The sequence below is a fragment of the Devosia sp. Root635 genome (assembly GCF_001427605.1).
GTDB lineage: Bacteria > Pseudomonadota > Alphaproteobacteria > Rhizobiales > Devosiaceae > Devosia.
On record NZ_LMGZ01000006.1, the window covers coordinates 58,264 to 72,457 of the forward strand.

General features: G+C 64.4%; 16 protein-coding genes and 3 tRNA genes. 9 read left to right on the forward strand and 10 right to left on the reverse strand.

Annotated elements, in window-relative coordinates; all coding sequences use genetic code 11:
• Positions 1-111 precede the first annotated feature (111 nt).
• Genes ASD80_RS04475 through ASD80_RS04490 form a run of 4 tightly spaced genes read left to right on the forward strand, consistent with a single transcriptional unit; the run spans position 112 to position 3,981 of the window.
• Positions 112-1,062 (forward strand): ABC transporter substrate-binding protein, encoded by a 951-nt coding sequence (locus tag ASD80_RS04475; RefSeq protein ID WP_056229560.1) that lies wholly within the window; start codon positions 112-114, stop codon positions 1,060-1,062.
• 2 nt (positions 1,063-1,064) lie between these two features.
• Positions 1,065-2,096, forward strand: coding sequence for a FecCD family ABC transporter permease (locus ASD80_RS04480; protein ID WP_056229563.1), 1,032 nt, complete (start codon positions 1,065-1,067; stop codon positions 2,094-2,096).
• A complete protein-coding gene (locus ASD80_RS04485; protein WP_056229566.1) occupies positions 2,096-3,148 on the forward strand; it encodes a FecCD family ABC transporter permease in 1,053 nt (350 codons plus the stop codon). The genes ASD80_RS04480 and ASD80_RS04485 overlap by 1 nt, the downstream gene beginning before the upstream one ends.
• Before the next feature lie 17 nt (positions 3,149-3,165).
• Complete coding sequence (locus ASD80_RS04490) at positions 3,166-3,981, forward strand: ABC transporter ATP-binding protein (RefSeq protein WP_056229569.1); 816 nt, start codon at positions 3,166-3,168, stop codon at positions 3,979-3,981.
• Positions 3,982-4,117: 136 nt separating this feature from the next.
• Here the strand turns inward: ASD80_RS04490 and ASD80_RS04495 are convergent, their stop codons facing one another.
• Together ASD80_RS04495 and ASD80_RS04500 are read right to left on the reverse strand one after the other, a co-directional pair.
• Positions 4,118-5,194, reverse strand: a complete 1,077-nt coding sequence (locus ASD80_RS04495) for a tartrate dehydrogenase (RefSeq protein WP_056229571.1) — start codon at positions 5,192-5,194, stop codon at positions 4,118-4,120.
• Positions 5,195-5,248: 54 nt separating this feature from the next.
• Positions 5,249-6,217 carry a tripartite tricarboxylate transporter substrate-binding protein gene (locus ASD80_RS04500; protein ID WP_056229574.1) on the reverse strand — a complete coding sequence of 323 codons (969 nt, stop codon included), beginning with the start codon at positions 6,215-6,217 and terminating at the stop codon, positions 5,249-5,251.
• A gap of 126 nt (positions 6,218-6,343) precedes the next feature.
• Here ASD80_RS04500 and ASD80_RS04505 point away from each other — a divergent pair, with 126 nt between their 5' ends.
• A complete protein-coding gene (locus ASD80_RS04505; RefSeq protein ID WP_156460325.1) occupies positions 6,344-7,093 on the forward strand; it encodes a GntR family transcriptional regulator in 750 nt (249 codons plus the stop codon).
• A gap of 143 nt (positions 7,094-7,236) precedes the next feature.
• On the opposite strand, the gene ASD80_RS04510 is transcribed toward ASD80_RS04505, so the two are convergent.
• From ASD80_RS04510 to ASD80_RS04525, 4 genes are all read right to left on the reverse strand, one after another.
• A tRNA-Glu gene (locus ASD80_RS04510) sits at positions 7,237-7,311 on the reverse strand.
• 49 nt (positions 7,312-7,360) lie between these two features.
• A tRNA-Glu gene (locus ASD80_RS04515) sits at positions 7,361-7,435 on the reverse strand.
• Between the two features lie 72 nt (positions 7,436-7,507).
• Complete coding sequence (locus ASD80_RS04520) at positions 7,508-7,984, reverse strand: YcbK family protein (protein ID WP_162247314.1); 477 nt, start codon at positions 7,982-7,984, stop codon at positions 7,508-7,510.
• A 140-nt stretch (positions 7,985-8,124) separates the two neighbouring features.
• Positions 8,125-8,541 (reverse strand): VOC family protein, encoded by a 417-nt coding sequence (locus ASD80_RS04525; RefSeq protein WP_056229579.1) that lies wholly within the window; start codon positions 8,539-8,541, stop codon positions 8,125-8,127.
• 174 nt (positions 8,542-8,715) lie between these two features.
• On the opposite strand from ASD80_RS04525, the gene ASD80_RS04530 reads away from it, so the two are divergent.
• Both ASD80_RS04530 and ASD80_RS04535 read left to right on the forward strand, forming a co-directional pair.
• Positions 8,716-9,336 carry a cold-shock protein gene (locus ASD80_RS04530; RefSeq protein ID WP_082555051.1) on the forward strand — a complete coding sequence of 207 codons (621 nt, stop codon included), beginning with the start codon at positions 8,716-8,718 and terminating at the stop codon, positions 9,334-9,336.
• 10 nt (positions 9,337-9,346) lie between these two features.
• The gene (locus ASD80_RS04535; protein WP_056229582.1) at positions 9,347-9,829 is read left to right on the forward strand and encodes a DUF192 domain-containing protein; all 483 of its coding nucleotides are present in this window, start codon (positions 9,347-9,349) and stop codon (positions 9,827-9,829) included.
• Here the strand turns inward: ASD80_RS04535 and trhA are convergent, their stop codons facing one another.
• Complete coding sequence (gene trhA / locus ASD80_RS04540) at positions 9,830-10,501, reverse strand: PAQR family membrane homeostasis protein TrhA (RefSeq protein WP_244488933.1); 672 nt, start codon at positions 10,499-10,501, stop codon at positions 9,830-9,832.
• A gap of 203 nt (positions 10,502-10,704) precedes the next feature.
• Between trhA and ASD80_RS04545 the strand changes: the two genes are divergently transcribed.
• The gene (locus tag ASD80_RS04545; protein ID WP_056229587.1) at positions 10,705-11,097 is read left to right on the forward strand and encodes an ArsR/SmtB family transcription factor; all 393 of its coding nucleotides are present in this window, start codon (positions 10,705-10,707) and stop codon (positions 11,095-11,097) included.
• On the opposite strand, the gene ASD80_RS04550 is transcribed toward ASD80_RS04545, so the two are convergent.
• The 3 genes from ASD80_RS04550 to ASD80_RS04560 form a co-directional block, all read right to left on the reverse strand.
• Positions 11,094-11,375, reverse strand: coding sequence for a PilZ domain-containing protein (locus ASD80_RS04550; protein WP_056229590.1), 282 nt, complete (start codon positions 11,373-11,375; stop codon positions 11,094-11,096). The genes ASD80_RS04545 and ASD80_RS04550 overlap by 4 nt on opposite strands.
• 105 nt (positions 11,376-11,480) lie before the next feature.
• Positions 11,481-11,557: transfer RNA gene (locus ASD80_RS04555), tRNA-Arg, on the reverse strand.
• Between the two features lie 56 nt (positions 11,558-11,613).
• A complete protein-coding gene (locus ASD80_RS04560) occupies positions 11,614-12,690 on the reverse strand; it encodes a LacI family DNA-binding transcriptional regulator (protein WP_082555053.1) in 1,077 nt (358 codons plus the stop codon).
• A gap of 228 nt (positions 12,691-12,918) precedes the next feature.
• Between ASD80_RS04560 and ASD80_RS04565 the strand changes: the two genes are divergently transcribed.
• A complete protein-coding gene (locus ASD80_RS04565) occupies positions 12,919-14,160 on the forward strand; it encodes an ABC transporter substrate-binding protein (protein ID WP_056229595.1) in 1,242 nt (413 codons plus the stop codon).
• Positions 14,161-14,194: the final 34 nt, after the last annotated feature.

Below are 14,194 nucleotides of genomic sequence, written 5' to 3' on the forward strand. Positions count from 1 at the left end.
TCGTCTCACAAAGGGGCAGCACTCGCTCTCCCGTGCTAAACATGACTTGACCATTCAACTTACCTCCCTTACGAACCGGCCAAGTTTCATCCACCAGCGCATGAGCCGAAAATGCCGTCCAGGACCCTGCTTTCCCTCGCCGTCGCCGCCTTCGCCCTGAACCCCCTCATGGCCCATGCCGCGCCCTGGACCTACACCGACAGCACCGGCAACACGGTCACCCTCGATGAAGTCCCCACCCGCATCATCGCCAGCCAGGACGCTGCGGCCGGCCTCATCCCCCTCGGCATCCGCCCCGTCGCTATCTATGCCGATAGCCCGATCGCCGATGCCAAGGCCCTTCAGGGTCTCGATCTGACAGGCATCGAAATCATCGGCCAGGCCTGGGGCGAGGTGGATATCGAAAAGGCCGCCGCGCTCGATCCGCAGGTGGTCATTGCCGAATACTGGCCGCTCGACACCGCCTGGAGCGGCGGCGAGGCCGTGGTCAAGGCGCTGAGCCCGCTGGCCCCGATCACCGGCGTCACCCAGGGCGATTCCATCGTCACCCTGATCGAGGATTATGAAGCCCTGGCCACCAGCCTCGGTGCCGACCTGAGCAAGCCCGAAATTGCCGCCGACAAGGCCGCCTTCGAAGCCTCCAGGGCCGCATTCCAGGCCGCCACCGCTGCCAAGCCGAACCTCACCGCGCTGGCCGTCTGGGCCGGCACCGACGCCCTCTATGTCGCCGCCACCGGCGGCGCCGCCGAACTCATGGATTTCCACGCCTGGGGTCTCAACCTCATCGACCCCGAGGTCGCCGACGACCGCGGCTATTGGGAAACCCTCTCCTGGGAAAACACCGACAAGTACCAGCCCGACCTGATCCTGGTCGACAATCGCCAGGCCTCGACCCTGGAAACCGCCTTGGCCCAGCCGACCTGGACCCTGATGAAGGCTGCCGAGGCCGGCGCCGTCACCGAGTGGCCCGCCTTCTGGCTGCGCAACTACGGCGCTTATGCCAGCGAGCTCGACAAGGTCACAGCCGCCATCAACGCCGCCGACGAGAACCTCAGCGAATAGGCATGGCCGAGGCACCAGCCACCATCGTCACGACCAGGGGGGCCGCGCTCGCGCTCGGCCTCCTTTGCCTTGCCGTGGCCGTGCTGCTGGTCGCCTTCCTCTCCATCACCGTGGGCGCGCGCCCGATCACCCTCGAAGCCGTCTGGACGGCGCTGACCGCCTTCGATCCGGACTCGACCGATCACCGCATCATCTGGGAGCTGCGCCTGCCGCGCACCGTCATCGGCCTTGCCGTGGGCGCGGCGCTTGGCCTCTCCGGCGCGGTGTTGCAAGGCGCCACGCGTAATCCGCTGGCCGATCCATCCATCCTGGGCATCAATGCCGGCGCCGCGGTTTTTGTGGTTCTGGGCATCGCCGTCTTCGGCATCACCCAGCTCAGTGCCTATGTCTGGCTGGCCTTTATCGGCGCCGGCATCGCCATGCTCGTCGTCTACGCAGTGGCCTCGTTGGGTCGGGAAGGGGCCACCCCCGTCAAGCTGGCACTGGCCGGCGCCGCCATGACCGCCGCGATGCAGTCGGTCACCAACGCCATCCTGCTCACCAGCCCGCGCACCCTCGATGAAATCCGCTTCTGGCAGGTGGGGTCGCTGGTGGGCCGTGACATGGATATCTTCGTCCAGGTTGCCCCGTTTTTGGCCGTCGGCATCCTCCTGGCGCTAGCCTCCGGCCGCCTGCTCGACGGGCTCTCCATGGGCGAGGACGTGGCCCGCTCGCTGGGCCAGAATGTCGGCCGCTCGCGCGCCCTGGCCGGACTCGCCGCGGTGATCCTGGCTGGCGCGGCCACCGCCGCGGCCGGTCCCATCACCTTTGTCGGCCTCACGGTGCCGCATGTGGCGCGCGCCGTCACCGGCCCCAACTACCGCTGGATTTTGCCCTATTCCATGCTGCTGGCGCCCATCCTGCTGCTGGGTGCCGACGTCATCGGCCGCGTCATTGCCCCGCCCGGCGAGGTGCAGGTCGGTATTGTCACCGCCTTTGTCGGCGCGCCCTTCTTCATCGCGCTGGTCCGCCGTCGCAAGCTGGCGAGCCTGTGATGACCACTCTCGACGCCGCAGGCACCGTCCGCCATATCCGCCACCGCCTCGCCACCCGCCGGCGTCTGGTGACGCTGGGCCTGCTCGTCCTGCTGGTCCTGGCCTTTGCCCTGGCGCTCTATCTTGGCGACTACCCGGTGCCGCCATCCGAAGTGCTGCGCTCGCTGCTCTCGCCCTTGACCGGCCTGGTCGACAAGGGCGTCGATTTCATCGTCCTCAATGTCCGCCTGCCGCGCGCCACGCTGGCCGTGCTGACCGGGATTTCCTTCGCGCTCAGCGGAATCATTTTCCAGACGTTGCTGCGTAACCCCTTGGCCAGTCCCGATATTATCGGGATTTCGCATGGCGCCAGCGCCTCGGCTGTGTTCTGCATCATCGCGCTGGGCCTGTCGGGCATTTCGGTCTCGCTGGGCGCGCTGCTCGGCGCCGTCCTGACGGCCCTGGTCATCTACGGCCTGTCCTGGCGCGGCGGCGTCACCGCCTATCGCGTCGTGCTGATCGGCATCGGCATGGCCGCCATGATGTCGGCGATCATATCCTACCTGTTCACCCGCGCCCGCCTGTTCGAGGTGCAGCAGGCGCTGGGTTGGCTGATCGGCAGCCTCAACGCTTCGGGCAGCGACGATATCATCGGCATGGCCATCGCCCTGGCCCTGCTGCTGCCGCTGACTGCTTTGCTGGCCCGCGCGCTCGATGCCATGCAATTGGGCGACGACACCGCCACCGCCCTCGGTGCCCGCGTCGAAGCCGTGCGGCTTGGCCTCATGCTGGTCGGCGTCGCCTATGCGGCCTTCGCCACCGCTGCCGTCGGCCCGGTGACCTTCGTGGCCTTCGTCGCCGGTCCCATCGCGCGTAACCTGCTGGCCGGCAGCGGCAAGGGCTTCGTGCAGGCGGCACTGGTCGGCGCATTGGTCATGCTGGGCTCGGATTTGGTCGCCCAGCACGCTCTCCCGGCAGTACAATTGCCCGTCGGCGTCGTCACCGGCGTCTTCGGTGCCGGGTTCCTCCTCTGGCTGCTGGTCGTGTCCAACCGGGCCGGGAAGGTGAACTGATATGTCTGGAGACTGCCATGACCATTGACCACCAGCTTCTCGCCGCCGGCATCGATCTCGGCTATGGCGACCGCAAGGTCGTGGACGACCTCAGCCTCACCATTCCGCCCGGCAAGCTCACCGTCATCGTTGGCGCCAATGCCTGCGGCAAGTCCACCGTATTGCGCGGCCTGGCGCGCCTCCTGGCGCCCGCCCGCGGCGCCGTCTACCTCGATGGCAAGCCCATCCACCAGATGTCGACCCGCGAGGTCGCCACCATCCTTGGCGTGCTGCCGCAATCGCCCATCGCCCCCGATGCCATTGTCGTCGCCGATCTCGTCGGTCGTGGCCGCTATCCGCATCAGGGCTGGTTCCGCCGTTGGACCCCCGAGGACGATGCCGCCGTCGCCGAAGCCCTGCGTGCCACCGACACGCTCGATATTGCCGACCGCCCGGTCGATGAACTCTCCGGCGGCCAGCGCCAGCGCGTCTGGATCGCCATGGCCCTGGCCCAGCAAACCGATGTCCTGCTGCTCGACGAGCCCACCACCTTCCTCGACATCAACCACCAGGTCGAAGTCCTCGACCTGCTGACCGACCTGGTCAAGCACAACGGCCGCACCGTCGTCGTCGTCCTCCACGACCTCAACCTCGCCTGCCGCTACGCCGACCACATCGTGGCGATGAAAGCGGGCAGGCTGGTGGCGGAGGGGCGTCCGTCCGAGGTCATGACCGAAGCCGTCGTCGCGGATGTGTTCGGCATGGCGTCACGCGTGGTCATCGACCCCATCTCGGACACGCCGATGATCGTGCCGATCGGCCGCCACCATATCGGGGCAGGGGTCATCGCCTAGCCTGGGAGTGGCGCTCCTCGCCCCTTGTGGGAGAGGGCGGTTTTCCGCGTTCAGCGGAAAACCAGGTAAGGGGGTCTCTCCGCAAGGCCGGCAAACGCCATATTGCCGCTCGCTTCGGCTGCGTCGGTGGACCTCCCTAAATGATGTTCGCGCCCTCGATCGCCCGGCACACCGCTTCGGTCACCTCGCGTGTCGTGGCCTTCCCGCCGACGTCAGGCGTCAGCACGCCTTCGCCGGTGACGCGCTCCACCGCATTCATCAGGACCTTGGCCGCTTTGGTTTCGCCGAGATGCTCGAGCATCTGCACCGCCGTCCAGAAAGTGGCGACCGGATTGGCGATGCCCTTGCCGGTGATATCGAAGGCCGACCCGTGGATGGGCTCGAACATCGAGGGAAAGCGCCGTTCCGGATCGATATTGGCGGTTGGGGCAACGCCCAGGCTGCCGGCCAGCGCCCCCGCCAGGTCCGACAGGATATCGGCATGCAGGTTGGTGGCGACAATGGTGTCGAGGCTCTGCGGCTTGAGCGTCATGCGCACGGTCATCGCATCGACCAGCATCTTGTCCCAGGTGACGTCGGGGAATTCCCTCGATACCTCGGCGGCAATCTCGTCCCACATCACCATGCCGTGGCGCTGCGCATTGGACTTGGTGACGACCGTTAGCAGCTTGCGCGGCCGCGATTGGGCCGTGCGGAACGCGTAGCGCATGATGCGCGTCACGCCCACGCGGGTAAAGATGGCGACCTCGGTGCCCACTTCCTCCGGCAGGCCGCGATGCGCCCTTCCGCCATGGCCGGAATATTCGCCTTCGGAATTTTCCCGGATGATCACCCAGTCGAGATCGCCAGTCCCGACATTGGCCAGGGGTGACTTGATGCCCGGCAGGATGCGCGTTGGCCGCACATTGGCATACTGGTCAAAGCCCTGGCAGATCGGCAGCCGCAGGCCCCAGAGCGTGATGTGGTCCGGCACGTCGGGCGCGCCAACGGCTCCGAAGAAAATGGCATCGAACGGCTTGAGTGTCTCGATCCCGTCATCCGGCATCATCACGCCATGTCGCTTGTAGTAGTCCGAACCCCAGTCGAAGGTCTGGGCGTGGATTTTGAAATCGCCGGCGCGCTTCTCCAGGGCTTCGAGCACCTGCAGGCCGGCGGCGATGACTTCAGGGCCGATGCCGTCGGCCGGGATGGCGGCGATACGATATTCGCGCATGATGATGTCCGTATGAAGAAGGTGGGCGCGGCAACAGCGCCGCGCCCGGGGAGGTCAGTCTTTGGGCAGCGTGGCGATCAGGGCGCCCAGGCGCTCCAGCTCGCTCTTGAAGCGCTCGTCCAGCGCCGCGGGCGTCGCCATCTCGGCGGGCACCGGCGCGGTGCCGAGCCCGGCAAAGCGCTCGATCAGCGTCGGGTCGGTCAGGGCGACCTGCAATGCCGCCGACAGCTTCAGCCTGATATCTTCCGGGGTTCCGGCGGGTGCCCACAGGGCATGCCAGGCGGAAATCTCGAAGCCGTCGAGGCCGCTTTCGGCCAGGGTGGGCAGGTCAGGCAGCACGGCGATACGCTCGCGGGTGGTCACGGCATAGGGCTTGATTTCTCCGGCCTTGATCTGGGTAGTGGTATTGGTGGTCTGGTCGCACATCAGGTCGATGCGACCGCCGATCAGGTCGGTCATGGCCGGCCCCGAACCCTTGTAGGGCACGTTGGTCAGCGTGGTGCCGATGGCTTCCTGCAACAGCATGCCGCACAGGTGGGACACAGCGCCGACCCCGGCTGTGCCGAAGGTGACCTGATTGGCATCGTCCTTGAGATAGGCGAGCAGTTCGGTGATATCGGTCGGCGGCAGGTCCCTGCGACCGACGATGGTCATCGGCACCTCGGTAATCAGGCCTACCGATGTAAAATCGGCTGGAACATAGGGCAGGGCGGGATAGAGAGCGGAAAAGGTCGCCACGCCGATATGGTAGAGCAGCAGCGTATAGCCGTCGGGCTCTGCCTCGGCGACGGTGCCCGAGCCCAGCGAGCCGCCTGCGCCGCCTTGGTTTTGCACCAGCACCTGCTGGCCGAGTTCCTTGCCCAGCGCATCCGCCACCAGGCGCGCCACCGTATCGCTGGGACCACCAGCCGCAGCCGGCACCAGGATGGTGATCGGATGGTCGGGAAAGTCCTGCGCTGTCGCCAGCGTTGAAACGCTGAGGCCGGCCATCAGGGCCGCGACGGCCGCTATTTTGGTGATCATGGAAATCCTCCCTTGCAGCATGTTATGTATGTCATCTTGCATGCAAGCATGAATGTGTTGATGAACGCTACGGTTTGTCAACCGGAAATCGGCACGATAGGCTGGCGTCGTATTGCGGAGGGCATCATGCGTTCTATCCAACTTCGGTCCACGTCCACGCAGGAGAATGCGTCGCGCCTGTCCGCCGAGCCGGAGATCGAAGCGGACGATGGCAAGCAGAATCTGGTCGATCTGGCCTATGCCGAAATCAAGCGCGCCATCCTCGACAACGTCTTCCCCCCCGGGTTCCAGGCCGCCGAAGTCGACATAGCCAAGCGGCTGGAGATGAGCCGCACGCCGGTTCACGAAGCCATGGCGCGCCTGCAGGAAGAGGGGCTGGTCCGCATCCAGCCACGGCGCGGCATCCTGGTGCGCGGCCTGACCGCTGAAGATGTGCAGGAGATTTACGACGTCATTATCGCCCTCGAAGGGGCGGCCGCCGCTCGCCTGGCGCAACTTGGCGACGGGGAGCGACATAGACTGGTCGCGGCGCTTGAAGCGCAGACATCGGCCATGCAACTCGCGCTCGAAGGCGACCATCTCAAGCAATGGGCCGTGGCCGACGAAACCTTCCACGATCTTGTCGTGGCCAATTGCGGCAACCGGCGCCTGCAAAGGATCGTCGGCACTGTGAAGGACCAGTTGCACCGCGCGCGCATGTTCACGCTCAACCTGCGCCCGCTGCCTGTCACCTCGGGCCAGGAGCACCGCACGCTCATTGCCGCCATCGCGGCCGGCGACTCCGAAACCGCCAGCGTGGCTGCCCGCCTGCATCGCACCCACGCCCGCGACCAGTTGCTGCCGCTGATCGCCCGCCTCAACCTCAACAATCTCTAGCTTCGGAGGCGCATTGCCCGCAGCGGGCTGCGCAATCGAGTTCGGGTCCGCATAGGGTCGCCAACAGTCGGCTAGCCCTGGCGCGAGGAAGCTCCGCGTTCAACGGAATGCCGTCACATGCGGCAAATATTGGGAAGAGTTCCTGGTACGGCCACGGGGAATCGAACCCCGCTCTGCACCGTGAGAGGGTGCCGTCCTAACCGATAGACGATGGCCGCGGACCTGGAAACGTCTAGCTACTCTATGTCATTCCCGCCAAGGAGGGAATGGTACGCCCTAGGGGAGTCGAACCCCTCTCTGCACCGTGAAAGGGTGCCGTCCTAACCGATAGACGAAGGGCGCCTGAGCGCTGGTGGACCGTATAGTTGGGGGATGTCGGATGTGCAACCCCCTGTACGCCCAAAGCGGATTTTTTTAACAGCCCGAGAAGGTCACCGGCCGGCTGTAGCCGCGCGGCCGGTCGCGCACGTCGACATGGATGAAGCTCTTGCCCGGATAGCAGCCCAGCCCGCCCACGCTGCCGGTCTGCATGGCGAAGGCGATGAGCTGGCTCTTGTCGACGCCCGGAATGTAGAAATCGGCGGCCATGCACTTGGTATGGTAGGAGTTGTCCGCTCCGCCCGCCGCGCTGTTATGCTGGCCGTCGCGATAGCCCGAATTCATGATCACCTTGCGGCCGAAATGCCCCTCGAATTCCCAGATGAGGAAGCGCAGCTTGGGGGCAATGCACAGCGCATTGACCTCGCGGCTGGAGACGAAGGTGCCCCAGTCGCTGCGTTTGCCGGCATAGCCGGCGCCGCTCGAACTGGCGAACATCGCCATCGGGGCACAAGCTGCTAACGCCAGCGCGGTGACCAGCAGGGCGGCGATGGAACGGGTTTTGCTCTGCATGGCGGCTTCCGGAAACCGCCTGTTGCGTTGGTGCAACAGGCAATGGTCCATTCTGTGAAGCCGCTAAAATACGAGTCTTTTCGCTAACCCCGCGCTAAGCGCGACGGTTAGCGAAATGCTAACAGTACGCTAACCAAATGCTACCACTTGCCACTGTTCGCCATCGACAGCCACGGCTCCTGCGGCGGCAGCGATCCGTCCTGGATCAGCTCCACCGAAATGCCATCCGGCGAACGCACAAACGCCATATGCCCGTCGCGCGGCGGCCGGTTGATGGTGATCCCCATATCGCTAAGGTGCTGGCAGAGCTTGTAGATATCCTGCGTGCGATAGGCCAGGTGCCCGAAATTGCGCCCACCCGTATATTCCTCGGGGTCCCAGTTGTAAGTCAGCTCCACCTCGCCCCCGGCATCGCCCGGTGCGCGCAGGAAAATCAGCGTATAGCGACCTTTCTCGTTCTCGTTCCGCCGCACTTCCTCCAGCCCCAGGCCCTCGCAATAAAACCGCAGGCTGTCCTCGACATTGGTCACCCGGACCATGGTGTGCAGGTACTTCATGGCGCGCTTCTCCTTGGCGAAATCGTTGCAGATGGCCTAGCAAGCGCGCGTCCGCGCCGCAACCGGTGCAATTCGAAACAGACTCTTAACAATTGCCTTTGAATCGGACAGAGTGTCCCCCTGTCTTGTGGAGTACCTCGCGGCGGCGAGGCGAGTACGAAGGGCTTGGGGAGCATGGGGGCCAAGTTTACTGGCGATGGCGAAGAGGGCACGGGCCTGTCGAGCGAGACAGGGTCGTTTGCCCGCAATGACGCGCTGTCCCAGGATGGCGGGCGGGATGCCACGATCGAGGTTTCCGGCGCCATCAAGTGGTTCGATGCCGGCAAGGGCTTCGGCTTCATCGTGCCCGACAATGGCATGCCCGACGTGCTGCTGCATGTGACCTGCCTGCGCCGCGACGGTTACCAGACCGCCTATGAGGGCGCCCGCATCGTCGTCGAAGCGCTCAATCGCCCAGGGGGGCTGCAGGCTTTCCGCATCGTCTCGATGGACGAATCGACTGCCCGCCACCCAACCCAGATGCCGGCGCCCCGTACCCACGTCGTTGTGGAACCGACCTCGGGCATGGTTCGGCTGGAAGTGAAGTGGTTTAACCGCATCCGTGGCTTCGGCTTCCTGTCGGCCGGCGAGGGGACGCCCGATGTGTTCGTCCACATGGAAACCCTGCGCCGCTTCGGCATCACCGAATTGCGCCCCGGCCAGTATGTACTGGTGCGCTACGGCAATGGCCCCAAGGGCCTTATGGTCGCCGAAATCCGGCCTGATGGTTGGGGCGACGCACCGTCCTCGCACTAGGAAATCCGCTATGCAGATATTTGCCCAAGGCCTCGCCCCGGTGCTGCGCCGTGCCGTGGTGGCAATGGCGATTGGTGTCGTGGCGCTGCCGCTGGCCGCCTGCAGCGATGAGGGCAAGCTGGTGCTGCATTCCTCGACCGGCGATTACAGTTTCAACGTCGAAGTGGTCGATACGCCGGAAAGCCGGGCCCAGGGACTGATGTATCGCACCGAGCTGGCCGAGGATGCCGGCATGCTGTTCGACTTCAAGGAAGAACGCCCGGTATCGTTCTGGATGCGCAACACCTTCATCCCGCTCGACATGGTCTTTGTCGGCGCCGACGGGGTGGTGAAAACCATCCATGTCAACGCCCGCCCGCACGACATCACCTCCATTCCCTCGGAAGTGCCGGTACAGTTCGTGCTGGAAATCCCCGGCGGACGCTCGGTCAAGATCGGGCTGAAGCCCGGCGATACGATGGACCATGAGCGGGTCGGCGCCCAGACCAGGTGATTACAGGCGGTTGACGACCATGCAGTCGATCACCGCCCAGAGATGCAGGCTGGCGCCCGCCACCACGAAGACATGCCACAGGGCGTTCTGGAACTTGAGCCTTTCCCACAGGTGGAAAACGATCCCCAGTGAATAGGTGATCCCGCCCGCCAGCAGCAGCCACATGGTGGTGGCCGGCAGCGTCTGCGCCAGCGACTGGAACACCAGGACACCGCTCCAGCCGATCGCCAGGTAGAGCACGATGGCCAGCCGCCCGAAGCGCTCCGGCACGATCAGCTTGAGCGCCACCCCGATCAGCGACGCCCCCCAGACGAATGTGGTCATCAGCACACCAGTCGTGGTGCCGCCGATAACGGCCAGGAATGGCGTATAGGAGCCGGCGATGAACAGGAATATGGCGGCCTGGTCGAAGCGCGCCAGCAGCTTCTTGATCGGCGATACCGGCCACAGATTATAGGCCAGCGATACGCCCAGCACCGCCACCAGCGATCCGACATAGACCACCAGGGCCGGCGCAATCTCCGGCGCCGTCTCCACAATGGCATAGGCCAGCAGCACCGAGCCGGCTGCAATGGCGACGATCAGCCCCAGCACATGCACGATGCCGTCCACCACCAGTTCGGCAAGGGTGAACGGCCGCTGTTCGCGGCTCCACCATGAATATCTTGCCACTGGTTTCTGCACGTATCGTCCTCCGTTTGAACACCGACCCTGGCGCAGGGAAGTGACCAGATTATTGCGGCAAAGCGGTCATCGTGCGGCATCGTAAAGCCCCGCTCAACGCATCTGGTGAATAACCCGTTGCCCGGCAAGGCTCTTGCTTGACGGGTAACGCCAGTGTTACTACTGCATCGGCGAACCGCTATGGAACGCGCATGCCCCCTCTACCCGTCCTGATCGCCCTGGCCGACCCAACACGTTGCCGCATCATCGAAATCCTGCATGACGGTCCGCAGCCGGTGCATGTGCTCACGAGCCATTTCGCCATCAGTCGCCCTGCCATTTCGCGGCACCTGCGGGTGCTCAAGCAGGCTAAGCTGATCAGCGAGAAGAAATCAGGACGGGAAAACCGCTACGCGCTTCATGCCGGTCGCCTCAAGCCGGTACGTGACTGGCTCGATGCGGTCGCGCCGGCCGAAAAGGCCGTGCGCAAGCCGGAACCGGCAGCAAAGCCGGTGCCCATCGCAGCGCCCAGGCCCGCGCCTGTGGCCACGATGCCGAAGCCGGCCCGCGAAAAAGCCGTTTCGCAGATGGGCTTCGACTTCTAGCTCCGGTATTCCACGCCCAGTTCCTTGAGCGCTCGCCAGGCCACGCGGCAGGTCTGCGGGCGATGGCCCGGTGCATGCAGCAGGAACACGTCGGGAATCCCGGCAACCCTGGCCACTTCCAGCTTCGCCCCGGTATCGGAGACGTTGCGGATGATGCAGGGCAGGCTGGTTTTGCCGAAACTGATCAGGGCTTCGATATTGGTATTTCGACGGGGAGCTATCCTGCGTTCGAGCAGCAGGGCCGATTTGCCGGCATGGAGTTTGGACAGGTCGCGCATACGGTTAGCTACCGATAGCGGCATTGCCGAAACCTTAAGGTTCGCCGGTCACCACGCGACGCCGTTACCCGCGTCTCTACCCATCCGGTACACTTGTAAGGAAATTGGCGATCCCGGGAGGACTCGAACCTCCGACCAACAGCTTAGAAGGCTGCTGCTCTATCCAGCTGAGCTACGGGACCAGCGCAATGGCCCCATTTAACGCATTTTCGCGCAAAGGAAATGCCCTTGTGCGGCGCTATCGCACAACCTGGGCCGATGACGGCGAAGCCGGTGCCGTGGGGGCAGGGGGGCGAGCGGTGGTCCCGCGCACGATCATTTCCGAACTCAGCACCATATGCATTGGCACCCGGCTGCGGCGTTCCCCCTCGATCAGGTCGATCAGCGCGCCAGCAGCGATCCGCCCCAAAGCCGCGCGGGGCTGCCGCATGGTGGTGAGCGGAGGCCAGACATGCGCCGCCAGCACCAGGTCGTCGAACCCCACGACCGAGACGTCGCCGGGGCAGTCCAGCCCGTGCTGGCGCAAGCCGGAGATAAAGCCGATGGCGCTTTCGTCATTGGCCGCGAAAATCGCCGTCGGCCGGTCGGCAATGGCAATGAAACGCCCCGCCGCCGCCCGGCCGACCTCCATCTCGAACCCTCCGGGCAGCAGCCATTCGGGGCATATATCGAGGCCCGCCGCCTGCATGGCGCGGGCATATCCCTGTTCCCGCTCGCCAGTCAGCACATTGCCATCCGGCCCCCTGATGTGACCGATTCGGCGATGGCCGAGGTCGATGAGGTGGCGCGTGGCCCGTTCGGCGGCATAGCCATTGTCGGTCTTGACCGTATGGAAGGGCGCATTGGGGATTTCTTCGCAGGCCACGATCAGCGGGACCGGCGTGGGGTCACCGGTGAGCATCATCAGTTGTTCGAGGTCCACCGAGCCGTCGAGCAGCAGCAGGCCGTCGACGCGATTGGAGAGGAAATAGTCCCGCATGCGCAGGCCGGAATCCATGCGCGGAAAACGATTGGCCACCAGCACGCCATAGCCGCGCGATGCCGCCTCGCGCTCCACCGCATCGAGGATAACCGAGAAGAAGGAATTGCCGATATCGGGCAGCGCGACGAGGATCGTCCGGGCGGTTCGCTGGCGCAATGAGCGGGCCGACTGGTTGGGTGTGTAGCCGGTGACGCGAACGGCCTCGGAAATACGCGCGCGGGTTTGCTCGCTCACCCGTTCCGGGCTTGAAAGGGCGCGGCTCACAGTCGCCGTGGACACATTTGCGAAACGCGCAACGTCTTGAATTGTCGGCGTTTTCTTTACCAGAGTCATGCCTGGCAGCGCCCCCTCTCGCTGTCAGTAACCCAAACTGTCTAAATCGGTATTGACAGGTGCGCAAGGCGTGTACGAAACTAATGCAATCGATTGCAGAGGTTTCGGGAGCCGAACGATGCAATCGATTACACGCCGCCAGCACGGGATGCTTCGCAAGAAGGCAACCTTGCGGCTGGCAGCTTCGCGGGAGCGCTTCGCTCCAAGTGATCGTTGGGAGGACATTCTATGAAGAAGTTTGCAGTGGTTGCCGCTATGGCGACCGCTTTGCTCGGGTCGACTGCTGTTATGGCGGCAGACCTCGAAGTGACGCACTGGTGGACGTCGGCTGGTGAAGCCGCCGCCGTGGCCGAATTTGCTCGCGTGTTCGAAGAGCAGACCGGCAATCATTGGGTGGATAGCGCCCTTGCTGGCTCGGGCACTGGTGCCAACCCCGTCATCATCAGCCGTATCATCGGCGGTGACCCGATGGGCGCGACCCAGATGAATACCGGCCGTGACGCCGAGGAGCTGATTCAGGCTGGCCTGATCCGCGACCTGACGCCGATCGTCGAAGAAATGGGCGGCCTCGACTTCTACGTCGATCAGTCGCTGCTTGCTCCGTGCACCTATGACGGCAAGATCTACTGCTTCCCGGTCAACATCCACTCGTGGGATTGGCTGTGGCTCTCCACCAAGGCCTATGAGACGATTGGTCAGCCGGTTCCCAAGGACTGGAATGAGTATGTCGCCTCCTGGCCTGCTCTCGAAGAAGCCGGCATCCTGCCGTTCGGCCTGGCCACCGGCTGGCCGTTCTCGGGTATCCCGGGCGTGCTGATGTCGGGTCTGGGTGGTTCGGACCTCGTCCTCGCCATCAACCGCGACAAGAGCGCCGACGCTGTTCGTGGCCCCGAATTCCGCAAGGTTGCCGAGGCTCTTGACCACCTGCGCAGCGTGATCTCGCCTGACATGATGGTCCCGTCCTTCGGTGACGTTGGCAACCAGCTGCTTGAAGGCACTGCTGCCGGCAACATCCACGGCGACTGGCTGCAGGGTGACCTGCAGGTGGCCGGCGGCGTTCCCGGCGTGGACTATGAATGTCTCCCGGCTCTCGGCCTCGGCGATCAGCTGACCGGTGGCGGCGACTCGTTCTACTTCCCGGTCCTGCCTGAAGGCACCGACCCGGCAGTGATCCAGGCCCAGACCGATCTGGCCAAGATCCTGATCTCGCCTGAAGCCCAGCTCGCCTTCAACCTGAAGAAGGGCTCCATGCCGATCCGCACCGACATCGACCTGTCGGGTGCCAATGCGTGCATGGCCAAGGCACTGAAGCTGCTCGACAACGGTCTGCTGCCTTCTGGCGACTTCGCGCTCTCCAGCGATACCCAGCAGCAGATGCAGGATCTCAACACCGAGTTCCTCGACGACGACAGCATCACCGTCGATGACTACATCGAGCGCTACGCCTCGATCATCGAGTCGGCGGATTAATCCTCCGGCGACTTGGATGGGATTGAGTTCTCAT